The sequence below is a fragment of the Glycocaulis sp. genome, from assembly GCF_050485565.1.
GTDB lineage: Bacteria > Pseudomonadota > Alphaproteobacteria > Caulobacterales > Maricaulaceae > Glycocaulis.
The window spans coordinates 309,347-331,347 of record NZ_JBJHBQ010000002.1; the positions used below are offsets into that span (position 1 = coordinate 309,347).

The 22,001-nt window shown below is 63.0% G+C and carries 18 protein-coding genes; 6 read left to right on the plus strand and 12 right to left on the minus strand.

Annotated features, from left to right (window positions below):
- Positions 1-16: 16 nt before the first annotated feature.
- From ACQ5ID_RS03655 to ACQ5ID_RS03665, 3 genes are read left to right on the plus strand one after another with little or no spacing between them, the layout of a single operon-like run.
- The gene (locus tag ACQ5ID_RS03655; RefSeq protein WP_429911117.1) at positions 17-448 is read left to right on the plus strand and encodes an SUF system Fe-S cluster assembly protein; all 432 of its coding nucleotides are present in this window, start codon (positions 17-19) and stop codon (positions 446-448) included.
- 11 nt (positions 449-459) lie between these two features.
- Complete coding sequence (locus ACQ5ID_RS03660) at positions 460-819, plus strand: HesB/IscA family protein (RefSeq protein WP_429911118.1); 360 nt, start codon at positions 460-462, stop codon at positions 817-819.
- 59 nt (positions 820-878) lie between these two features.
- Entirely contained in the window at positions 879-1,484 is a 606-nt protein-coding gene (locus ACQ5ID_RS03665) for a glutathione S-transferase (RefSeq protein ID WP_429911119.1), read from the plus strand.
- A 95-nt stretch (positions 1,485-1,579) separates the two neighbouring features.
- On the opposite strand, the gene ACQ5ID_RS03670 is transcribed toward ACQ5ID_RS03665, so the two are convergent.
- The 11 genes from ACQ5ID_RS03670 to ACQ5ID_RS03720 form a co-directional block, all read right to left on the minus strand.
- Positions 1,580-2,623 (minus strand): GGDEF domain-containing protein, encoded by a 1,044-nt coding sequence (locus ACQ5ID_RS03670; RefSeq protein WP_429911120.1) that lies wholly within the window; start codon positions 2,621-2,623, stop codon positions 1,580-1,582.
- A 133-nt stretch (positions 2,624-2,756) separates the two neighbouring features.
- On the minus strand, positions 2,757-4,175 hold the full coding sequence (locus tag ACQ5ID_RS03675) for a DEAD/DEAH box helicase (RefSeq protein WP_429911121.1): 1,419 nt from the start codon (positions 4,173-4,175) through the stop codon (positions 2,757-2,759).
- Between the two features lie 193 nt (positions 4,176-4,368).
- Positions 4,369-5,643, minus strand: coding sequence for an amidohydrolase family protein (locus ACQ5ID_RS03680; protein ID WP_429911122.1), 1,275 nt, complete (start codon positions 5,641-5,643; stop codon positions 4,369-4,371).
- Position 5,644: 1 nt separating this feature from the next.
- A complete protein-coding gene (locus tag ACQ5ID_RS03685; protein WP_429911123.1) occupies positions 5,645-7,108 on the minus strand; it encodes an amidohydrolase in 1,464 nt (487 codons plus the stop codon).
- A 120-nt stretch (positions 7,109-7,228) separates the two neighbouring features.
- On the minus strand, positions 7,229-9,328 hold the full coding sequence (gene parE / locus ACQ5ID_RS03690; RefSeq protein WP_429911124.1) for a DNA topoisomerase IV subunit B: 2,100 nt from the start codon (positions 9,326-9,328) through the stop codon (positions 7,229-7,231).
- 48 nt (positions 9,329-9,376) lie between these two features.
- The gene (locus ACQ5ID_RS03695; protein WP_429911125.1) at positions 9,377-9,805 is read right to left on the minus strand and encodes a type II toxin-antitoxin system PemK/MazF family toxin; all 429 of its coding nucleotides are present in this window, start codon (positions 9,803-9,805) and stop codon (positions 9,377-9,379) included.
- On the minus strand, positions 9,806-10,090 hold the full coding sequence (locus ACQ5ID_RS03700) for a type II toxin-antitoxin system prevent-host-death family antitoxin (RefSeq protein ID WP_429911126.1): 285 nt from the start codon (positions 10,088-10,090) through the stop codon (positions 9,806-9,808). It lies immediately after the preceding gene.
- Between the two features lie 97 nt (positions 10,091-10,187).
- Positions 10,188-10,796 carry a hypothetical protein gene (locus tag ACQ5ID_RS03705; RefSeq protein ID WP_429911127.1) on the minus strand — a complete coding sequence of 203 codons (609 nt, stop codon included), beginning with the start codon at positions 10,794-10,796 and terminating at the stop codon, positions 10,188-10,190.
- A gap of 45 nt (positions 10,797-10,841) precedes the next feature.
- Entirely contained in the window at positions 10,842-14,051 is a 3,210-nt protein-coding gene (locus ACQ5ID_RS03710; protein ID WP_429911128.1) for an autotransporter outer membrane beta-barrel domain-containing protein, read from the minus strand.
- 205 nt (positions 14,052-14,256) lie between these two features.
- The gene (gene glnA, locus ACQ5ID_RS03715) at positions 14,257-15,660 is read right to left on the minus strand and encodes a type I glutamate--ammonia ligase (protein WP_429911129.1); all 1,404 of its coding nucleotides are present in this window, start codon (positions 15,658-15,660) and stop codon (positions 14,257-14,259) included.
- 67 nt (positions 15,661-15,727) lie between these two features.
- Positions 15,728-16,066: a P-II family nitrogen regulator gene (locus tag ACQ5ID_RS03720; RefSeq protein ID WP_127567030.1), complete on the minus strand. Its 339-nt coding sequence runs from the start codon at positions 16,064-16,066 to the stop codon at positions 15,728-15,730.
- A gap of 110 nt (positions 16,067-16,176) precedes the next feature.
- Between ACQ5ID_RS03720 and ACQ5ID_RS03725 the strand changes: the two genes are divergently transcribed.
- The 3 genes from ACQ5ID_RS03725 to ACQ5ID_RS03735 all read left to right on the plus strand — a co-directional run bounded on the left by ACQ5ID_RS03725 (position 16,177) and on the right by ACQ5ID_RS03735 (position 21,585).
- Positions 16,177-17,709, plus strand: a complete 1,533-nt coding sequence (locus ACQ5ID_RS03725; RefSeq protein ID WP_429911130.1) for an NAD(P)H-hydrate dehydratase — start codon at positions 16,177-16,179, stop codon at positions 17,707-17,709.
- A gap of 86 nt (positions 17,710-17,795) precedes the next feature.
- Positions 17,796-20,078, plus strand: coding sequence for an NADP-dependent malic enzyme (locus ACQ5ID_RS03730; RefSeq protein WP_429911131.1), 2,283 nt, complete (start codon positions 17,796-17,798; stop codon positions 20,076-20,078).
- Between the two features lie 85 nt (positions 20,079-20,163).
- Entirely contained in the window at positions 20,164-21,585 is a 1,422-nt protein-coding gene (locus ACQ5ID_RS03735) for an MATE family efflux transporter (RefSeq protein WP_429911132.1), read from the plus strand.
- On the opposite strand, the gene ACQ5ID_RS03740 is transcribed toward ACQ5ID_RS03735, so the two are convergent.
- A complete protein-coding gene (locus tag ACQ5ID_RS03740) occupies positions 21,586-21,777 on the minus strand; it encodes a superinfection immunity protein (protein WP_429911133.1) in 192 nt (63 codons plus the stop codon).
- Positions 21,778-22,001 lie beyond the last annotated feature (224 nt).

Below are 22,001 nucleotides of genomic sequence, written 5' to 3' on the forward strand. Positions count from 1 at the left end.
TATGGGAATGAACGATATGTCCAGTACTGCCAGCCCCGCCGCCAGCCGCCAGCGCGATGTCATCGATCTGGGCGCTGCGCCTGCGCGCCCTGTCGCTCCTGAAACACCGGCGGACGGTGAGGGGGCCATTCCTGCTGAGGAAATCGCGCGCATCACCGATGATGTGGTGGCCGCGCTCAAGCAGGTGCATGACCCGGAAATCCCGGTCGACATTTACGAGCTCGGCCTGATCTACAAGGTCGATCTGGAAGATGACCGCACGTTGAAGGTCGAGATGACCTTGACCGCGCCCGGCTGCCCCGTCGCTGGCGAGATGCCGGGCTGGGTGCAGGATGCCTGCAATACGGTCGATGGGGTGGAGCGCACGGAGGTGAACCTCACTTTCGACCCGCCCTGGACACCCGACCGGATGACCGATGAAGCCCGCCTGCAACTGAACATGCTCTAGGAGCCGATGAGATGGCCCGTGAAAGACCCAAGCCCGTAACCCTGACCGACGCCGCTGCGGAGCGTGTGCGCGCGCTGATGGCGCGTGAGGGCAAGGGCTATTTACGCGTTGGCGTGAAGAATGGCGGCTGCGCGGGCATGGAATACACGATGGACTATGTTGAGGCGCCCGCGCCGCTGGATGAACGGGTGGAGGATCAGGGCGTGGAGGTCGTGATCGATTCCAAGGCGATCCTGTTCCTGCTCGGCAGCCAGATCGACTATGAGGTGACGCCGCTGCACGCCAAGTTCGTGTTCCGTAATCCCAACCAGACCGATGCGTGCGGGTGTGGCGAAAGCGTCACCATTATTCCTGTGGCCAATGCCAGCTAGGCAACTTGCCGCCCGCCTTGCGAGTTTCTAAACCCGGTGGCTGAATTTCGGGGGCTTGCATGCAACTTTTTTACTCGCCGACCTCGCCTTATGCCCGCAAGTGCCGTGCGCTGATCATCGAGAAGAGCCTCGAGGACAAGATCGAGTGCGTTGAGGCGTTGCCGCTTGATGATCCCAAGGCGTTGCTGGCCGCCAATCCGCTGGGCAAGGTGCCTGCGCTGATCCGCAAGAGTGGCCCGGCGCTGATCGATTCCCCGCTGATTTGCGAGTTTATCGACACGCTCAATGATGATCGCTGGATTCCCGCCAATGGCGAGAGCCGCATTCTGGTCCTGCGTCAGCAGGCCATGGCGGACGGGTTGATGGACCTGACGATCGGCCGGCGGATCGAGATGAACCGGCCTGCCAACCGGCGCTACAAGGCATGGACCGAACGCTGGGAAAAGGGCATTGCCCGCACGCTGGAACAGCTGGATCGTGAACGGGTGCAGTTTGAACGCTCTGTGGATCATGGGGCGCTCTCGATTGCTGTGGCGCTGTCCTATCTTGATCTGAGATACGCAGAGCTGGACTGGCGCTCAGCTCATCCAGGGCTCGGCGCGTACCTGGAGCGCTGGGAACAGCGCGAAAGCATGAAGTTGACGGCGCCTCCGGCTGGAAGCTAGGCGCGCCTGGCGTTGTCTCAGGGCGGTAACGTAAAATGCCCCCGACCGGGGGCATTTTCGTTTTCTATATCAGTTTGCCACGAGAGACGGGAGATTTACGCCGCTTCCACGTCGCTTTCCGGGGCAGGGCTGTCCACCGTGACGCGGTTACGGCCGGTCTGCTTGGACTTGTACAGATTGGTATCGGTCCGTTCGATCAGGCTTTCGATCGATTCGCCGCTATGGTGCTGGGAGACACCCATAGACACGGTGATGTGGCCAAGATCCTCGTTAGTGGACTTGCGCAAGAGACGCTTGGATTCCACCGTTGCGCGGACCTTCTCCGCGATTTCAGCGGCCTCGATGAGGGTCGTCTTAGGCATGACGACGGCGTATTCCTCGCCGCCATAGCGCGCCACGATATGGGTGTCCTTGGCAAAGCGGGACAGGCAAGCAGCGACAAAGCGGATGATCTGGTCACCCGTCTGATGTCCCCAAGTGTCGTTGAAGCGCTTGAAATGGTCGATATCGCACAGCACCAGGCAGAAATCGTCGCCTTGCAGGTCTGCATCACGGCGTGCCTTGCGCATGGCTTCGTCGAAGCGCTTGCGGTTGGCGAGGCCGGTGAGGGCGTCGGTCATTGCCTCTTCGCGCACTCTTTCCAAATTGCCGCGCAGCTGATTCACCTCCACGGAGGTCTCCTGCAGGCGGCGCTCCAGCTCGCGTGAGCGGCGCTGCATGCGCGCGGTGGCCGATACCAGCCCCTCCACCATGCGTTTGAAGGCTGCAATGTCGGTGGTGTCGCCCAGCTGCCCGGATGCGCCGGCTAGTGCTTCGCCATAGGCGGCGGTATCGCGTTCTGCTGCTTCGAGCGTCTTCACGACAGCGCCCAGCTCGCGGCTCATCGCGCCGCCAGTGTCCAGCACGGCATCCTGAATGCGCTTGAAGGTAAAGTGGCGTTCGTAGAGCTCGTCGCACAGCTCGTCGTCAATCGGGCCGCCTTTATCGACGGCGCGCTGGAGCGTTTCCGACAGTTCGGGGATTGAGTCAGAAACGTAAGCAACCCAGACGGCGTAGTTTTGCGGGGTGGGAGCTACATCGTGCTCGTCCATAAGATCCAAAGCGCGCCGCGCCAGATCAATACCCTCAAATGTTTGCAAGCGACCGTTCACGTTACTTCCCCGTTTTTCGGACCGAATTCTTCGGACCAATGACTCCCTTGAGGCGAGAGACTAGGGGCGGTTTGGAAAGATGGGGTAAACGCGGCAGACGAATTTTGAATTATTTTCGCATCTAGCCGAACGCCGAGCGCAGCAGGAATTCGGGAACGTGATCGCCGAAACCGGCTGCCTTCACGCTTTCACCCTTGTCCTTGTCACGTGGCTTGCGGCGTTTACCGGCGTCCACATCGTTCGCGGGCGCCGGGGCTGCGTCCTCTGCCGGAGCCGCTGGCTGGGCAGGGGGCTGGCTTTCAGCTTTTTCGGGCGCTGCGCGATTGCGAGACCGGCCACCACGGCGTGACCGGGCTGCCTTGACCTCACCTTCGGCTTCGCCAGCCTTGGCAGGCGCCGGGGCTGAAGTTGCCGCGCCGTCCAGCGCCAGTGTTTCCGGCTCGCCGCCAATCAGCTTGACGACATTGGCGAGCGATTTCTTGTCATCGCCCGTTACCAGCGTGATCGATTCGCCGGTCAGCCCGGCGCGGCCGGTCCGGCCGATACGGTGGACATAATCATCAGCGTTGCGCGGGATGTCGAAATTGAAGACATGGCTGACTGCCGGAATATCGAGGCCACGCGCCGCGACGTCGGATGCCACCAGAATGCGCACCTGATCGGATTTGAAATCGGCCAGCGTCTTCATCCGCTGGGCCTGTGCCAGATCACCGTGGATCGCGGCCGCAGAGAAGCCATGGCGCTGTAGCGAGCGCGCGACAATGTCGACATCGCGCTTGCGGTTGCAGAACACGATGCCGTTCTTGACGCCGTCGCGATTGATCGCGGCACGCAGCGCGGCACGTTTGCCCGCAGGTGAGCCGTCGGAGACACGCACGATATATTGCTTGATGGTCTCCGCGGTCTGGGCCGGGCGTGAAACTTCGATCCGCTCGGGATCCTTAAGGAAGGTGTTCACGATCCGCACGATCTCGTTGGGCATGGTCGCGGAGAAGAACAGGGTCTGCCGGCGTGGCGGCACCAGCGAGAAAATGCGTTCGATATCGGGGATGAAGCCCATGTCCAGCATGCGGTCGGCTTCATCGACTACCATGATCTCGATGCCCATCAGCATCAGACCGCCGCGCTCGAAATGGTCCAGCAGGCGGCCGGGCGTCGCGATGAGGATATCCGCGCCCTTGTCGAGAATTTCCTTTTGCGGCTGGAAGGCGACCCCGCCAATCAGCAGCGCCATGGTCAGCTTGTGGTTCTTCGCGTAGAGGCGCACATTCTGCGCCACCTGGTCGGCCAGTTCGCGCGTGGGGCACAGGATCAGCGAACGCGGCATGCGCGCGCGCGCACGGCCCCGTGACAGGCGTTCAATCAGCGGCAGGGTGAAAGAGGCGGTCTTGCCTGTCCCCGTCTGGGCAATGCCTAGAACGTCGCGGCCAGTCAGTGCCACCGGGATGGCACCGGCCTGGATGGGGGTCGGGCTGGTGTAGCCGGCGTCCTTGATGGCTGCCAGCAGGTTCGGGCTCAAGCCCAGATCATCAAAAGTCATGCGCCTCATATCCGCCCCGGCCTCAAGGCTCGGAGCGCGCTGTCATACGTTCGGGCGGGTTGCGCGGATCGCAAGCCGCTTGCGTCGCGCAACATAGGCGCGCGCCATTAGGTGTCAACGCATCCTAGCGCAGACGTGATGTATCGCTGCCGCAGTGTGGCTTAACGCCCATACCTGCGGCAGCGATATCTCTCTAGTGGCGATAGCCGTACTGGCCGTCCGGCACCTGCTCGGCGTAACGCTCCGCCAGACGGGATTGGCGCGAGACCATGGACTGGCTGACCCCGTCAATGATGACGGCCACCGGGGCGCTCATCACTTCCAGCGGATCACCGTCCCAGATCACCACGTCACCGGCATAACCGTCAGCCAGTGCGCCATAGCGGTCACCCACACCGTAGATCTCCGCCGGGGTCAGGGTGATGGCCCGGAAGGCATCCTCCCAGCTGGCACCATTGGCCACGGCATTGCCCGCGTGCTGGGTAATCAGGCGTGGATTGAAATAGAGGTCCGCGCTGATCGTGGTGTAGGCCGTCTGTACCCCGGCGGCGTGAAGCCGGGCAGGGGCGTCAAGGCGCGCAGCCAGCACGTCGAAGCTGGCAGGCAGGTTACGCAGCGGGTCCATGATGACGGGAATGCCCGCTGCCGCGATTTCGTCGGCGACCATCCAGCTTTCGGCGGCACCGGCCAGGATGAAGCGGGCTGACGGGTGCTGCCGGGCGAAGCGCAGGGCGCGGCGGATGTCGGACGCCCGCTCGACCTGCAGGACAATCGGGATCTCACCGCGCACGGCGGACACCAGGGATGCCGCGTCGAACCGGTTGATGGCATCGCCCTCATGGTGGGACATGAAGCGTCCCGGATAGAAGCGCGCATCCTCAAAGGCTGCCCGCAGATAGGCCCAGGCTGCATTGCGTGAACCGCCCGCGGTCGACGCGCCGGACTGTGACAGGTCGACATAAAGGAAGGTGCGGTCATCAAAGACCGAATCCGGCTGGCCGGAGCTGTTGGCCAGCGCGCCGCGCCCACCGATCACCCCGCTTCCCGTGGACGGGAAGACCGCAAAGCGCGTGATGCCCCGCCGGCGGCTGTCGGGAATATGCCCGCCTGCCGGGTTGAAGCCGTCGGACACATCGATCGCGGCGGTGAAGCTGGCACCGGGGGCTGACGCATCCGATGTGGAGCTTTCCAGCGCCACTTCGATCAAGCCAAGCTGGGTGTGCGGGTGGAATATGCCCGGCGTGATCCAGCCGCCATTGGCATCAACAGTTTCCACCCCGTCCGGGATGGAAACATTCGCGCCGGCCGCGACGATGACACCGTCCCGGATCAGCACCGAGCCGCTTTCAACAATGCCGGCTTCGCTGTTGGTCACGACGCGGCCATTGGTGACGGCGATGGTCTGGGCCGATGCCGCGCCAAGGCCGATGGCGGCCAGTGCCGCCGCAGATATGAGAGATTTCATCATCTTACAGCACTCCTTCGCCGGGTTGGCCGAGGGTGAAGTCACGCACGGTGCGCCGGGCCGGGTCCTCGCGGTCAAACATCAGCGCGCCGTCGATATAGACATGGTCGGCAACGGCGTAGGTGGAGAAGGGATGAGCCGACCACAGCACCACATCAGCGCGCTTGCCCGATTCGATGGAGCCGGTCTCGTCGAAAATGCCAAGCCCGCGAGCCGGGTTGGAGGTGAACCAGGCAACAGCCTCGCCATCGGTGACCTCTATGCCGAGCCTTCGCCCGGCGGCGAGCGCTTTGGCGACCTCCTGATTGAGCCGCTGGATACCTAGCTGGTCATCAGAGTGGATCATCGCGCATGCACCCGCAGCGTGAACGAGGGCGAGATTTTCGTTGATGGAATCGTAGGCTTCCATCTTGAACCCGCCCCAGTCGGCCCAGACGGCGGCGCAGACATCACGCTCGGCCAGCATGTCGCCGATCTTGTAGGCTTCGACCGCGTGGTGGAAGGTCGTGACGCGGTAGTCGAACTCGTTGGCCATATCCAGCACCAGCGCCATTTCATCGGCGCGGTAGCAGTGCATCTGGATGAGGATTTCGCCCTCCAGCACGCCCATCAGCGTATCCAGCTCCAGATTGCGGGTCGGCGGGGTGGCATCGGCATCGCCAGCGTCCCAGTAGCGGTTCCAGCTGCGGCGGTATTCCACCGCGCGCTGCCAGGCTTCGCGGTAGCCGGCCATATTGCCCATGCGTGAGCCGGGCGCGCGGCCCTGTCCGCCATAGACGCGCTTGGGATTCTCCCCGCAGGCCATTTTCAGCGTGTAGGGGGCATCAGGAAACTTCATGCCCTGTACGGTGCGTGAAGGCACGTTGCGCAGGGTGATGCCGCGTCCGCCAAACAGGTTCGCCGAGCCCGGCAGCACGTGCAGCGTGGTCACGCCGCCAGCCAGAGCAGAGTCAAAGCCGGGGTCTTGCGGCCAGATGCCATGCTCGGCCCAGACCTCTGCCGTCACCGGGCTGGTGATCTCGTTGCCGTCATTGTGTGCGCTGACGCCGGGGGAGGGGTAGACGCCCAGATGGGAGTGAATATCGATCACGCCCGGCGTCACATAGCGTCCGCGCCCGTCGACGATGGTGGCACCTTCCGGAGCTTCAAGGCCCTCGCCGACACCGGCAATGCGCCCGTCCTGCATGAGGACGTCGTAGTTTTCAAACTCGCCGCCGACGCCATCAAAGACGGTCGCGCCCTGAATGAGCACCACTTCAGAGGGGAAGGGGGTGTAGGTGGAGGGGTAGGGGTCCGGGTTGAAGCGGACAAGGCCATCACCATTGCCGGCGCTGGCGCCATTGCCGTTCGTGGTCTCGCCCGCATCGCCATTACAGGCCGCAAGGCCAAGGGCTGCCAGCCCTGCCAGCGCGCCTGCCATCATGGGCCATAAGGCTCCGCGCCTGCGATCATCTGTCTGCTGCATCATCCAGCCCTCCCCAAGTGTTTCACACACGCATCGATCTTTACGACGCGCAGACTTGCCGGAATCCGCTACAGGGGGAAGGGGGTTATTGTGTTACATCACAAGGAGTTGAGCTGTTCATCTCTATAAATCAATCGCTTCCACGAAGGGCGCATGCTCCTGGATGTACTGGAAGCGCAGCTCTGCCTTCTTGCCCATCAGGGTTTCCACCAGGTCATCGGCCTCCTCACGGAAGGCGTCATCAATGGTCACGCGCGCGAGCGAGCGCGTTTCCGGGTTCATGGTGGTGGCTTTGAGCTGAGGCGGCGTCATCTCGCCCAGCCCCTTGAAGCGGCCAAGTTCGACGCGCTTGCCCTTGAATTCGCCATTCATAATGGCGTCCTTCTCTGCCTCGTCCTGCGCGTAGAGCGTCCTGGCCCCGACGGTCAGGCGATAGAGGGGCGGTTGGGCCATGAAGAGGCGTCCGCTCTCGATCAGGCCCGGCGTGAAGCGATAGAAGAAGGTGGCCAGCAGGGCCGCGATATGTGCGCCATCCACGTCCGCGTCGCACATGATGATGACGCGCTCATAGCGCAGATCCTCAAGGTCGAACTTCGAGCCCGGACGGGTGCCGAGCGCCAGCATCAGGTCGGAAATTTCCTGATTGGCGGCGATCTTGTCCGGCGTTGCCGAGGCGACGTTCAGGATTTTACCGCGCAAGGGCAGGATGGCTTGCGTCTTGCGATTGCGCGCCTGCTTGGCCGAGCCGCCGGCCGAATCGCCCTCGACGAGGAAAATCTCCGTGCCGTCCGCGCCGGAGGTGGAGCAGTCAGCCAGCTTGCCGGGAAGGCGCAGGCGGCGCGTCGCGCTCTGGCGCTGGACTTCCTTTTCCTTCTTCTTTTTCAGCCGGTCCTCGGCGCGCTCTACCGCCCAGTCGATGAGGCGGGCCGCTTCCTTGGGCCGGGCGGCGAGCCAGTGGTCAAACCGGTCACGGATCGCGTTCTCGACAAGACGCTGCGCCTCTGCCGTGGCGAGCCGGTCCTTGGTCTGACCCTGAAACTCCGGGTCTTTGAGGAAGATGGAGACGAGCACGCCCGCCCCGCCCATCACATCGTCCGGTGTGATGAGGCCCGCCTTGCGATTGCCTGCCAACTCGGCGTGCGCTTTGAGGCTTTTCGACAGCGCGGCGCGCAGGCCCGCCTCATGCGTGCCGCCTTGCGGGGTGGGCACGGTGTTGCAGTAGGAATTGGAGAAGCTGTCATGCTCGCCAAATCCGTTGGCGGAAAAGCCCACCGCCCACTCCACCGCGCCCATGCGCCCCTCAGAGCGCTCGACACGGCCGGAGAAGTTCTCGGTAACCAGGGCTGCGCCCTTGACCAGCTCTTCGAGATGATCGGCCAACCCGCCGGGGAAGGAGAGCACGGCCTCGGCTGGCGTCGCGGTGCCTTCGACCAGCTCAGGCACGCATGACCAGCGTATCTCCACGCCCCGGCGCAGGAATGCCTTGGAACGCGACATGGCAAACAGGCGCGCGGGCTTGAAATGCGCCCGGCTGCCGAAAATCTCGTGATCGGGCTTGAAGCGGATCTTCGTGCCGCGCCGGTTAGGCGCTGCGCCGAGTTTCTGCAAGCTGCCCAGCGGCGTGCCGCGCGAGAAGTTGAGTCCCCAGAGCGTGCGGTCGCGCGCCACTTCCACCTCGACGCGTTCTGACAGCGCGTTGACGACCGAGATGCCGACGCCGTGCAGGCCGCCTGCGGTCTGATAGGCCTTGTCGGAGAACTTGCCGCCCGAATGCAGCGTGGTCATCACGATTTCCAGCGCCGACTTGCCGGGAAATTTGGGATGCTCGTCTACGGGGATGCCCCGGCCATTATCGGTGACGGTGACGAAGCCTTCCTCATCAAGGCGCACCTCGATGCGGTCAGCATGGCCCGCCACGGCCTCGTCCATCGCGTTGTCCAGCACTTCGGCGAAGAGGTGGTGCAGTGCGCGTTCATCGGTGCCGCCAATATACATGCCAGGCCGCTTGCGCACCGGCTCCAGCCCTTCAAGCACCTCGATCGAGGAGGCGTTATAGCCCGGCTGCGGCGGTGGTGGCGGAGCAGGGGAGGCTGCTGGCGCGCGCGGCGCAGGGGGCTCTGCTGCCTTCACGGGCTCAGGCTCTGCACGCGGGGCGGGCGAGACGGGTTTCGGGGCAGGCGCGCCGCCGCCAAACAGGTCATTTTGCGAATCGTGGGTCATCATGTGCCACCTTGCCCGATCCCGCCTGTAGCGGGAAAGCTTGAAGGGCTGTCAGCTATCCTCGCGGGCTACGGGATTCATGTCACCGGCCGCTGATGCCTGTCGCAGGGCGTCGTGAACCTTCTTCAGGAGCTTCCAGGACAGCCGTCCAATATAGCCTTCCGGTGCCGGGACGGGCTGGATGTCGGGGCCGGGCCAGATGAAGGCGTTAAGCTCGTCTGCGATGATGTAGCTTTGCTGCGCGTCCAGCCCGACTGCAGCCGCGTAGGCAGAAGGGACGGCAACAAAATGCCGGTCTGGCGCTGGCTGACTGTGGGTGATGGGTACGACATACACCGTGCGGTGCGGTCCATCATTGATTCCCACGATCACACAGGGGCGAGGCTTGGTGCCTTCTTCTTGCCCCGCGCGCCGGTCTGCATGCCAGAGATAGTTGTAGCGAATGATCTGCCCGTGTTGAGGCGGCGCAGGAACGGGCATCTAGTCGTCCAGCAAATGGTCGTGTTCGGCGCTGTCCTCGTAGCGGGGTGCCGCCGTAATTTCGTCGAGCATGGCTTCATCAAGATCGGATGCCATCAGTACGGCGCGGCCTGATGTCAGCGCTTCGAAGGTATGGACCGACATGACCACATTGGTAGCCCGGCCGTGCTTCTTGACGATGACGGGGCTGCGCATGGACTCCAGAAGGTAGTGACCGACATTTTGTTGCAGTTCGGTCGAGCTGACAGATCGGAAGCTCTCCAGCTTTATCGTTGGGTTACCCATGAGAGGCTCCAAGCTTGATCGGGCGATGCGCTAAAATAGATAAAATAGATAATTTTGGCAATGGCCATGCCGGGAACGGCACAACGCGACTCTTCCCCTACCGGAACCAGCGGCTGCGGCGCTGGCAGGAGCGCAGCTGGCTGTCATAGCGGCGGGCATCGGCCTCGACCTGGCTTGCGGCGCGTTGCAGCCAAGCCTTGGAGTTGTGGGTGCCGCGATTATAGCCGGTATGGCCTTCATGGTAGGCAAAATAGAGATTGCGCGGATCATCCAGAGAGATGCGCGACAGGCGCTGGCTCATCGAGGCGTACCAGCCGATGAAGTCTACCGCGTCGGCGAAATTGGTCCGGCGCGCGGAGCGGTTGCCGGTTTGCTCGCGATACCAGTCCCAGGTGCCATCAAGCGCCTGCGCGTAGCCGTGCGCGGAGGATGCGCGCGGGCCGGGCAGGACGATCAGCCTGCGGGTGCGGGGCGGACGGGCATTGGCAACGAAGCTGGATTCGCGGTTCACGAAAGCGAGCTGTGTGCCTTGAGAAAGCCCCCAGCGGCGCTCGGCCCGTTCCGTCGCGCGGCGCCAGGCCGGGTATTGGGCGAAGATCGAGCAGGCATTCTGCGTCTGCGTCGGAGGCGCGCGATGGCTGCAGGCGGCGACAAGAATGGCCGCCGCCGTCAAAAGTGCAAAGAAGAGAGCCAGACGCAAAACCATGGCCAGAGTGTATCCCTCGCCATGGTTAAAGAGCGTTAAACCGTCCTAGAAGTTCATCCGCAGGACGAGGCGGAGCATATGGTTCACGTAGTCATCGCGATAATCGGCGTCATACGCGAAGGTGAAGGTTGTGTAGTTCGAACCGGCAGAGAAGCCGATACCCGCCAGCAAGCCCGCTGACGGCAATTCGGCAGCGCGCAGGGTGAACGGAGTGCCATTCTCGCCAAAGCGGGCTGTCGTCGTGCCGGAATTGCCCGAGAAATCTCCGCGATAACCGGCTCGGACATAGGGCAGCCACCAGCTGCCGGCGCGGTTGAACATCCGGCCTACCGTGATTGTCGCGCCCCCGGTCAGCGCGCTCGTGGTGCGGCTATCGACAAACAGGGCCAGTTCCGGCGCCGTGTTGTCGAGCGCGATTTCGCTGAACCCGTCCTCGGAGATGGATAGCCAGGTCAGCGACGCTTCAGGGCGCACGACCCACCGGCCAAGCGGGATATCACGCCCGGCCTGGGCAGACAGGGAGTAATGCCAGCCGCTCCAGTCAGCCGATGTGGAGCCGCTAAAGGAGCCGATGCCAATACGGCGCTCTGTCTCGAAGCGATTGATACCGGCGGAGGCCGTGAAGGATGCGTCGATACCGCCCAGATCAATGGCGGCGTAACCGGACACCTGCCCCATCAAAGTGGTCATCGGATCATGGTTGAGGCCGATCTGCTCGATCTCGCTCGCTGCGCCGGCAAAGCTCACCCCAACCGCGTAGAACGGTCCGAGCGGCCGGTCGATGCCGACGGCAAGGCCCACGCCATAGCCGCGATAGCCCGGGCCGAGCGTGGTGTCCGCGCGGTCCGCATAGTAGCCGAACTCCTGGATCCACATGCCGGCAAGCTCTGACGGCGAAAGCCGGGCATTGCGCAGACGGGTGGAAACCGCACCTGCCGCCGCGTCGTGTGAGGCCAGGGCGAACTGGATCGCGCTGGCGGCGTATTCAGGCAGCAGCTGGTCGTAGGCGCTGTAGAACGCGTCTGCATCGCGGATCGCCGCAATGGCGTTACCCAGCGAGGAAACGTCCTCGAACAGGGCGACGGCGGCGTCGTAGACGGCGGCCCTGTTGGGATCAAAGCCGATCTGCTCGGCGGTTTTGCGTTCCAGGCTCAGCACGAGTGTGTTGGGGTCGCCCGCGTCGCGCTCGAGTGTTGCCGAATAGATGAACGGTGTATCGACGGCCTCAAGGATCACCGATTCATCGGCAATGTTCAGGGTGCCAGCAGAAATCACCTGATAGGACCGGCCCTGGCCCACCAGCTCTGACAGGGAAACAACGAGTTCGGAGCCCTGCTCGAACGAGATGTCGCCGCTAGCGGTCAAGGACGGGGTCACCCCGGTATTGCTGTCCAGAACCAGATCGAGAACTGCCCCATCGCCGAAACGGGCCGAGGTGATGGTGATCGCGTTGGTAAGGCCGAGTGCCAGCGTTGAATCTTCAACGTCGATCGCCAGCTGGCCATCACCTGAATTGATGGCGCCGTTCAGCACCGCATTGCGCAGAATCAGGCTGTCTGCACCATCGCCAAAATAGATATCGCCGTTCACCCGGCCGGCCAGAATTTCAAGCGTGTCCGCGCCCGACCCGAAGCGGATATCGCCGTTGATCTCCGGCGCCGGGGCCGTCTCGCTGGCAGGCGCCGACTGGGTAACGGTAAGCCCCGATGTCATGGAGCGCGCATCAATTGCCGTCAGAACGGGGGTAGCACCATCTGCCAGCTGTAGCGTGGTGGCGCTGATCGTGCGGGTATTGGTGATGGTATGAAGGCTGTCGCTTTCGACGAGTATCGCGGTCGCCTCTGCGCCATCAAACGTCAATTGGGCAACAATATTGCCCGTGTTATCGATCCGGGGCACCGTCGCACCGGCTTCAATGTGTAATCCGGTAGCCGTACCTTCGCCGTATGCGCCATCGGCGAAACCGTCGTCTTCATGCCCGCGTGATGCCGTGGCGCGAATGTTCCCCGAATTGGTGAGACCCGCCATTTGCGCGCCTTCGCCAAGGCGGACCGCCGTGGCGTGTGCGTCGTAGGCGTCGGCGGCCACCGTACCGGTGTTCTCAAATCCGCCTGCCTCCAGGATCGCAGCCTGGATCGTGCCGTTCACATCCCGGCCTGCAATCAGCAAGGCTGTAGCGTCGATGCCATCGAATATACCCGTGCTTCTGACTTCGCCGTCATTCACGAACCCGAAGCCGCGATTTCTGGTGACGGTGGCACCTTCGGCCGCACCTTCGCTGGTGTCCGGCTCCTCATAGACGACTTCCCCCAGCGTAAGCGGGCTGGTTGCGTCAGCATCCGGCCGGATCACGAGCGCGGGTGCGCTGCCGGTATTGCGGATGACACCGAGAGGTGCGCCGGCAGCGTTGCTGGCGATGAACACGCCGTCAACTACCGAACCGGCGATGACGACCGTTGAACCCGACTGTCGCTGATCTTCGGAGATCGGACTGCCGTTACCGGCGAGCGCCGCAAACACGTCACGCGTAGTCCGTTGGGAAATACGGTAGCCGTTGGATTGCACCTGGCCGGAGATGCGGACACCACCGCCGATATCACCGTCGACCACGAGAGCGGAAGAGCCAGCTCCGGTCGCACTGACGTTACTTGAGGTCGGAACGACCACGTCGCCACTGACCGGACCTTCAATCGATATTGCGGTGCTGTTCTCGCCTGTTACCGAAATTGTTCCACCGACATTGAGGTTGCCATCAATCCCTGAGGCCACCCGAACGGCGTAGGAGTTCTGGCCGACAACGGTAACGTTGCCTGACAAGGAAACATCGCCGTTGAATGCTGCGCCTCCCGGCGTTCCGACGAGCACCCCGGTCTTGTTGGTTTCTTCGGTCAGTACATCAAGCGGTTCATCCAGAGGCGTGTTCTGGGCCGCGTCGGAGTCTGTGAGCTGGATGACGCCGGCATGGGTCAGACTGCCGGTTCGTCCGCCTTCCAGGAAAATGCCTGTGGCATTGCTCTGATCAGCAATCGTGATTCTGGAGCTTGCCGCCGTTTCGACAGAGTTGTCGGAGTCGATGACGACTGCCGGACCACTATTGCCCGTCAGCGTCACGCGTCCGCTGGAGGTGATGACAATGTCGCCGGATGTGGACGTGCGTACCGGGCTGGTGCGCTCGTTGCTGATCTCTTCGTCAGCCCAGGCAGGCGATGAGCACAGAGCCGCAATTGATGCAGCAGCAAGAAGACGACGGCGCATAAAGACCCTCCGGCGGACATTCCCCTCTGGCCCGGCAATTGCCCGGCGCAGTAAGCCATGCAGAGTCTTAGACGAAGCAATTGTCGGCGTCGACCACCCAGACGCGCTTGTAATCTTTCGATCACAGTGACGAAAAGGCCCGCCGGAGAACCGGCGGGCCTGATGCGCTGGCAAGGCAGATTGCCTGGCCCTGATAGTGGATTGTCTAGACCTTGTAGTAGAGCTCGAACTCGACCGGGTGAGGGTGGTGCTCGATCCGGCTGACCTCTTCCATTTTCAGGTCGATATAGGCGTCGATCTGGTCGTCATCCATCACGCCGCCTTTTTTCAGGAAGGCGCGGTCCGCATCCAGATTCTCCAGTGCTTCGCGCAGATTGCGGCTGACGGTCGGGATGTCTTTCAGTTCTTCCGGCGGCAGATCATAGAGGTCCTTGTCCATGGCATCGCCGGGGTGGATCTTGTTGGCGATGCCATCAAGACCGGCCATCAGCAGGGCCGTGAAGGTGAGGTAGGGATTGCCGGCCGGATCGGGGAAACGCGCTTCGATGCGCTTGCCCTTGGGCGAGCCCACATACGGGATGCGGATGGAGGCCGAGCGGTTGCGCGCCGAATAGGCGAGCAGCACGGGAGCCTCATAGCCCGGCACCAGACGCTTGTAGGAGTTGGTGGTCGGGTTGGCGAAGGCGTTGATGGCGCGGGCGTGCTTGATGATGCCACCGATGTAGTAGAGGCACATCTCCGACAGATCGGCGTATTTGTCGCCCGCAAACATCGGCTTGCCATCTTTCCAGATCGACTGGTGCACGTGCATGCCCGAGCCGTTATCGGCATAGACAGGCTTGGGCATGAAGGTGGCCGTCTTGCCGTAGGACGCGGCCACGTTGTGGACGATGTATTTATAGAGCTGCATCCGGTCGGCCATCTGCAGCAGGGTGGAGAATTTCATCCCCAGCTCGTGCTGGCTCGGTGCCACTTCGTGGTGGTGCTTTTCCGGCTCCAGACCCAGCTCGCGCATGACGGCCAGCATCTCGGTGCGCATGTCCTGCGCCGAATCGATTGGCGGGACCGGGAAATAGCCACCCTTCGGGCCGGGACGGTGGCCCAGATTGCCGCCTTCCATCATCGTGCCGGAATTATACGGGCCTTCCTCGGAGTCCAGTACGTAGCCGGTCTCGTTCTGGGCGGTTTTCCAGCGCACATCGTCAAAGACGAAGAACTCGGCTTCAGGGCCGAAATAGGCGGTGTCGCCCACGCCAGCGGCGGCCATATAGGTCTCGGCTTTCTTCGCGGTCGTGCGCGGGTCACGGTTATACGGTTCGCCGGAGACGGGATCGTAGATGTCGCAGAACACCGCCAGGGTCGGTTCCTGGAAAAACGGATCGATATGGGCGCTCGCCGTGTCGGGCTTGAGCACCATGTCGGACTCGTTGATCGCCTTCCAGCCATTGATCGACGAACCGTCGAACATCTGGCCGTCCTCGAAGAAGTCGGCGTCGACCATCGACTTGTCGAAGGTGACGTGCTGCAGCTTGCCGCGCGTGTCGGTAAAGCGCAGGTCCACATACTCGATATTCTCGTCCTTGATCTTCTTCAGGATCGCGTCTGACATGTCGTCCTCGTTTCAGTGTTGTGGGCGGTTGAACGCCGAGAGATGAGTGAAAAGCCGAGCGCCCGGACTAGAGCGCGTCGTCGCCGGTTTCGCCGGTACGGATGCGGATCGCGGTCTCCACGGGCATGATGAAAATCTTGCCATCACCGATCCGCCCGGTCTGGGCGGCATTCTGGATGGCCTCAACGGCTGCATCCACGCGGCTATCGGGGATCACCAGCTCGATCTTTATCTTCGGCAGGAAATCGACCACGTATTCCGCGCCCCGATAAAGCTCGGTATGGCCTTTCTGACGGCCAAAACCCTTGGCCTCGGTCACGGTCAGGCCCTGCAGGCCGATTTCCTGAAGGGCTTCCTTCACATCATCGAGCTTGAAAGGCTTTATGATCGCTTCGATCTTCTTCATGAAGCTGGTCTCCTTGATGAGGAGACGCATAGCCGAGGCGGGCTGCGCCTCAAGCTAATCTGGTGGCGGCCCTCCGGGGCGGCGCAGGGTTGCTCGCAAGTGAGGCATGAATGTTCAAAAACATGGCAGCGAGTGTGCCGGGGCCTGAAGTGCTCGACTGTGCCGGAATGGCGCGGGCGGATGCGTTTGCGGTTCGCCAGGGTGTGGCCTCGCTGACATTGATGGAGCGGGCCGGGGCAGGGGTGGCGCAGGCTATCGTGGCCCGCTGGGCGGCGCGTCCGGCGGCCATACTGTGCGGTCCGGGCAATAATGGCGGCGACGGGTATGTTGTCGCGCGCCTGCTGGCCGAGCAGGGCTGGCCGGTTGAAGTGTTCACGCTCGGCGACATCGGCGCTTTGAAGGGCGATGCCGCGCATATGGCCGGGCTCTGGACGGGTGCGGTCAAGCCGCTGGATTCATTCAAGGCGGTCCATTTCGCTCTGGTCGTTGACGCGCTGTTCGGGGCGGGGCTTTCAAGGCCGCTGGACGGTGTGGCCTTAAAGGCGTCCAGAAGCCTCGCTGAGCGCGATTGCGCGGTTGTGGCGGTGGATGTGCCCAGTGGCGTGAACGGCGACCACGGCGCTGTTGAGGGACTGTGTATCGCGGCCGATCTGACGGTCACGTTTCACCGGCTGAAACCTGCCCATCTCTTCCACCCGGCGCGCGCCGCCTGCGGTGAGATCATCGTTGTCGATATCGGTATCCCGGATGGTTGGCGGCAGGGTGCAGGCGCTCTGCCCGAAATCGTGCAGCTGCCGGGCATCACTCTGCCGGACACCGGGCATGACCGCGCTGTGCACAAGCATGGCAAGGGGCGGCTTTGCGTTTTGGCCGGGCCGCCGGGCGCTACCGGCGCTGCGCGCCTTTCCGCCATGGCAGGGCTGAAATCCGGGGCAGGGCTCGTCACGCTGCTTTGTCCGCCCGCCTCGCTGATGGAAGCAGCCAGCGCCAGTCTCGCCGTTATGACGAAATCCATCCGCGAGGAGGACTTTGCCGATACCTTGAGCCTTCACCGCGCCAGCGCGCTGGTGATTGGACCGGGGGGCGGGCTGAACGAGGCGCTCAAAGCGCGCGTGCTGGCAGCGCTCTCTACCGGGATTCAGACCGTGCTCGACGCCGACGCGCTGAGCGTGTTTGCCGATGATCCGAAAGCGCTGTTTGCGGCCCTGCATGATCGCGCCGTGCTGACGCCGCATCCTGGCGAGTTCGAACTGCTCTTCCCCGGGCTGCTGGACGCCGGCGCCAGCCCGCTGGACGCAGCCAGAGCTGCAGCGGTTCAATCTGGAGCCATCGTGCTCCTGAAGGGGCCAGCGACCACAATCGCGCACCCCGATGGCCGCGTCGCGGTGAATATCCACGCCAGCGGACGGCTCGCCACGGCAGGCAGTGGCGATGTGCTGGCCGGGATTGCCGGTGCTCTGATGGCGCAAGGAATTGCACCGTTCGAGGCCGCGCGGTCTGCCGCTTTCCTCCATGGCGAAGCGGGATATCACCTGCCGCCGGGCGGTACGGCAGAAGACCTGCTGGCGGTGATTCCGGCTGCGCTGGAAAGCCTTGGGCGCGAGCAGGCGCGCCTGCTGACGCTCAATCGTCTGGCCCGGTGACAGATAGGCCATGGCTCTTGGCCGTGGGCGCGGCTATAGCCTGATAGGTAACCATGATCGACGCATCCAGCCACCGGACCTGACTGATGACCGAAAAGACCGCCGCCGAACTGGCCCAGTCGCGCACTGATGAGGATGCGCTCGCGTTCCATCGCGAATATCCGCCCGGCAAGCTGGCGCTGGCACCTACAAAGCCGATGGCCACCCAGCGTGATCTGGCGCTGGCCTACAGCCCCGGTGTGGCGGCGCCTGTCCGGGCCATCGCTGCCAACCCGGACGCGGTTTATGACTACACGTCGAAGGGCAATATGGTGGCGGTCGTCTCCAACGGCACGGCCATTCTGGGCTTGGGCAATCTGGGGCCACGCGCCTCCAAGCCGGTGATGGAAGGCAAGGCCGTTCTCTTCAAGCGCTTTGCCGATATCGACGCATTCGATATCGAGATTGATTACGAAGACCCGCAGAAATTCATCGACTGCGTAGCGGGGTTTGGCGACAGCTTTGGTGGCATAAACCTGGAAGACATAAAGTCTCCGGAATGCTTTGAAATTGAAGCGCAATTGCGCGAGCGGCTGGCCATTCCGGTGTTCCATGACGACCAGCATGGCACGGCGATCATTGCCGCGGCTGGCCTGATGAACGCGCTGCACCTGACCAACCGCAAGTTCGAAGACGTGAAGCTGGTGCTGATCGGGGCAGGGGCTGCGGGCCTGTCGGTTCTGGAACTGGTGAAATCGCTCGGCGTGCAGCACGACAATGTCACGATCATTGACGTGAAGGGCGTGGTGCATACGGGCCGGAACGATTTGCACCCCCGTCTGGCCGCGCATGCGCGCAAGACCGATCTGCGCACGCTGGACGAGGCGATGGTGGATGCCGACGTGATGCTGGGCCTGTCGGCGGGCGGCATTGTCAGCAAGGACATGGTCAAGTCCATGGCGGCTGACCCGATCATTTTCGCCATGGCCAACCCGACGCCGGAAATCATGCCCGACGAGATCAAGGCGGTGCGCTCTGACGCCATCATCGCGACCGGGCGATCTGATTTTCCCAATCAGGTCAATAATGTGCTGGGCTTTCCTTACATCTTCCGTGGCGCGCTGGATGTACGCGCGACCACGATCAATGAGGAGATGAAGCTGGCCGCTGCCCGCGCGCTGGCCGATCTTGCCCGCACCGACGTGCCAGATGAGGTAGCGCGCGCCAATCGCTCCGCCCGCCTCAGCTTCGGGCGCAACTACATCATCCCGTCGCCCTTCGATCCGCGCCTGATTTCGTTTGTGCCGCCTTATGTGGCAAAGGCGGCGGTGGATAGCGGTGTCGCACGTCTGCCCATGCCCGAAGAGGGCTCAGGCTATCGCGCGCGGCTGGCCCGCAGGCTGGACCCGACCGCCGCCCTGCAACAGCACATTACCGAGGTCATCAAGGCCGAACCCAAGCGCATCGTGTTTGCAGAGGGCGAGGAGCCAAGCGTGATCCGCGCGGCGGCCGCCTTCCAGGCACAGGGGCTGGGCACGCCGGTGCTGGTTGCGCGCGAGAAGATTGCCGAAGCCAATATGAAGGAGCTGGGCATTGATCCCGGCTCGCTGGAAATCTGGAACGCACGCCTGTCGGACCAGAATCCCGACTATGTGGATTTCCTCTATGAGCGCATGCAGCGCCGGGGCTATCTGCGCCGGGACGTGCAGCGCCTGGTCAATAATGACCGCAATGTCTTCTCCGCCTGCATGCTGCGCTTTGGCGATGCGGACGGCATGGTGACGGGCGTGACGCGCCATTTCACCAACACGCTGTCAGACATCCGCCTGGTTCTGGACGAAGCGCCGGGCGGGCGCCTGATCGGCCTGTCGCTGGCGATCAGCCGGGGCCGCACGCTGGTTATCGCCGACACCAATGTCACCGAGTTTCCAGAAGCGCCGGAGCTGGCGGACATCGCCGTTGGCGCCGCGGCTGCTGCCCGCAAGCTGGGCCTGACGCCGCGTGTGGCGTTTCTCTCCTACTCGACCTTTGGCAACCCGCCGGGCATCCGTACCGAAAAGATCCAGAGCGCGGTACGTCTTCTCGACGCGCGCGGTGTGGATTTCGAGTATGAGGGCGAGATGGCCGCAGATGTGGCCCTGAACCCCGATCACCATGAAGCCTATAGCTTTTCGCGTCTGTCCGGCGCGGCGAACGTGCTGGTCATGCCGGCGGTTCACTCTGCCTCGATTGCCACGCGGCTGCTGAAGGCGACGGGCGGCGCAACCGTGATCGAAGGACTGCTCGTGGGTCTCGAAAAATCGGTGCAGATCGCTCGGCTCGGCTCGCCGGTATCCGACATCGTGAACCTTGCCGGCATGGCCAGCTTTGACCTCACACGCAGGACGTGACGAATATTTCACGCACTGCCTCTGGCGGGAGAGGGCGGACGCGCCTAAATGTGAGAGCCATTCTTAAAAGGCCGGTTCTTCCTGCATGTCCCAGAAACGCAATGCCCGCGACCTGACGCAAGGGCCGGTCTTCGGCCATCTCATGCGCATGGTCATCCCGATGAGCTTTGGCATCGTGGCCATGATGATGGTCGGCATTGTCGATGCCTACTGGGTCGGCCGTCTGGGTACGGTTCAGCAGGCCGCCGTGCAGTTCGTGTTCCCGGTGTCCATGGCCGTGATGAGTATCGCCATCGGCCTGGGGGCGGGGGCGGTGTCCGTCGTGGCGCGCGCCGCCGGACGCGGCGATGGCGAGCGGACCAAACGCGTGGCGACCGACGCCGTGCTTCTGGCGCTGGTCATTACCGCCATCACCTCGGCCATCGGCATTGCCCTGATTGATCCGCTCTTCCGCCTGATGGGCGCGAGCGAGGCTATGATGCCGTTTGTGCGCGAATACATGGTCATCTGGTTTGCCGGCATCATCTTCATGGTCGGGCCGATGGTCGCCAGTAACATTCTTCGTGCGCTCGGCGATGCGATTTTACCCAGCATCATCATGATTATCGCCGCCGTGCTGAACATGATCCTCGACCCGATCCTGATCTTCGGTCTGGGGCCGATCCCGGCGATGGAGGTTCAGGGCGCGGCGCTGGCCACTCTGATTTCCAACCTGGTGGTCTTCGTGGTGGCGATGGGGATCATGATCTTCCGCGAGAAGATCATGGATCTGTCCTGGCCGGGCATTTCCGAGATCGCGTGGAACTGGGGCGAGATTGCGCGCATCGGCGCGCCTGCTGCCGGCTCCAACATGATCAACCCGATCGCGATGACGATGGTCTTTGCCGCCGCTGCACAGTTTGGCGAGCCGGTCGTGGCCGGGTTCGGCGTGGCCGGGCGGGTGGAAGCGCTGGCCCTGATACCGCTATTTGCGCTGTCCGGTTCTATTGGTCCCATTACAGGCCAGAACGGCGGGGCCGGTCATGTGGCCCGCGTGCGCGAAGCCTTTCGATCCGCCTTCCTGTTCTGTGCAGGCTGGGGCGTGGCCATGGCGGCTGTGCTGGCGGTGCTGGCCTATCCGCTGTCCTGGCTGTTCCTGCCGTCGGAAGAAGCGCAGGCCATGGCCCGGCTGACCTGGTGGATCGCGCCGGTGACCATGGGCGGCTATGGCATCGCCATGGCCGCGGCCGCTGGATTTAACGGGCTTGGCCGCCCGCTGCTGGGGGTGGGGGTCAATCTGATGCGCTGCTTCGCGCTATTGGTGCCGCTGGTCTGGCTGGGCGCGATGCAGTTTGGCCCGGCCGGCATGATTAGCGGCTATGCGCTGGCCAATGTGCTGGCGGGTGCCATTACCGCGTTTGTGGTGCTGCGCTATGCGCCGATGACGGCCATTGAGAGCAAGGCCCGGCCCGTTGTGCCGCCTGCGCAGGCGGCAAAGGCCGGGGTGCCGGTGAAACCCGCTAAATGATTACGCATTGATGATGGTGGCACGGCGCTGTACGGCGGTCGTCGACCAGATGAGCGCCACCACCCAGCCAATCAGCGTCCAGCCGAGCAGCAGGTTCGTCAGGAAGATGGCGAAGCCGTTGTGATGACCGCGCGCGACGGCAATGATCGTGGGCAGGAAGTGACCAACCAGAAGAAGAACGAGGATTTCCATTTGCGGGCTCCTTTTATCGATTTTCGATAAATATAGGGTGATTTCCCCGGTGCGCAAGTGACAGGTTGGTAATATTGCTGAGGCGGTGCCGTGGGCCCACGAGTTTTCTCCCCCCGTGAACGGGGGGAGTGCCGCGAAGCGGCGAGGGGGGGGATTGTTGAGAAAGATTTCCCCCCTCCGGTACTTCGGACCACCTCCCCCGTAAACGGGGGAGGAAAACACTC

Excerpts from the sequence above, each read along its gene's own strand:
- ACQ5ID_RS03655 (WP_429911117.1), top strand. The coding sequence starts at position 17 with ATGTCCAGTACTGCCAGCCCCGCCGCCAGCCGCCAGCGCGATGTCATC.
- ACQ5ID_RS03660 (WP_429911118.1), top strand. The coding sequence starts at position 460 with ATGGCCCGTGAAAGACCCAAGCCCGTAACCCTGACCGACGCCGCTGCG.
- ACQ5ID_RS03720 (WP_127567030.1), bottom strand. The coding sequence starts at position 16,066 with ATGAAGAAGATCGAAGCGATCATAAAGCCTTTCAAGCTCGATGATGTG.
- ACQ5ID_RS03700 (WP_429911126.1), bottom strand. The coding sequence starts at position 10,090 with ATGGGTAACCCAACGATAAAGCTGGAGAGCTTCCGATCTGTCAGCTCG.
- ACQ5ID_RS03665 (WP_429911119.1), top strand. The coding sequence starts at position 879 with ATGCAACTTTTTTACTCGCCGACCTCGCCTTATGCCCGCAAGTGCCGT.
- glnA (WP_429911129.1), bottom strand. The coding sequence starts at position 15,660 with ATGTCAGACGCGATCCTGAAGAAGATCAAGGACGAGAATATCGAGTAT.
- ACQ5ID_RS03695 (WP_429911125.1), bottom strand. The coding sequence starts at position 9,805 with ATGCCCGTTCCTGCGCCGCCTCAACACGGGCAGATCATTCGCTACAAC.
- ACQ5ID_RS03685 (WP_429911123.1), bottom strand. The coding sequence starts at position 7,108 with ATGATGCAGCAGACAGATGATCGCAGGCGCGGAGCCTTATGGCCCATG.
- ACQ5ID_RS03675 (WP_429911121.1), bottom strand. The coding sequence starts at position 4,175 with ATGACTTTTGATGATCTGGGCTTGAGCCCGAACCTGCTGGCAGCCATC.
- ACQ5ID_RS03740 (WP_429911133.1), bottom strand. The coding sequence starts at position 21,777 with ATGGAAATCCTCGTTCTTCTTCTGGTTGGTCACTTCCTGCCCACGATC.
- ACQ5ID_RS03735 (WP_429911132.1), top strand. The coding sequence starts at position 20,164 with ATGTCCCAGAAACGCAATGCCCGCGACCTGACGCAAGGGCCGGTCTTC.
- ACQ5ID_RS03730 (WP_429911131.1), top strand. The coding sequence starts at position 17,796 with ATGACCGAAAAGACCGCCGCCGAACTGGCCCAGTCGCGCACTGATGAG.
- ACQ5ID_RS03710 (WP_429911128.1), bottom strand. The coding sequence starts at position 14,051 with ATGCGCCGTCGTCTTCTTGCTGCTGCATCAATTGCGGCTCTGTGCTCA.
- parE (WP_429911124.1), bottom strand. The coding sequence starts at position 9,328 with ATGATGACCCACGATTCGCAAAATGACCTGTTTGGCGGCGGCGCGCCT.
- ACQ5ID_RS03725 (WP_429911130.1), top strand. The coding sequence starts at position 16,177 with ATGTTCAAAAACATGGCAGCGAGTGTGCCGGGGCCTGAAGTGCTCGAC.
- ACQ5ID_RS03680 (WP_429911122.1), bottom strand. The coding sequence starts at position 5,643 with ATGATGAAATCTCTCATATCTGCGGCGGCACTGGCCGCCATCGGCCTT.
- ACQ5ID_RS03705 (WP_429911127.1), bottom strand. The coding sequence starts at position 10,796 with ATGGTTTTGCGTCTGGCTCTCTTCTTTGCACTTTTGACGGCGGCGGCC.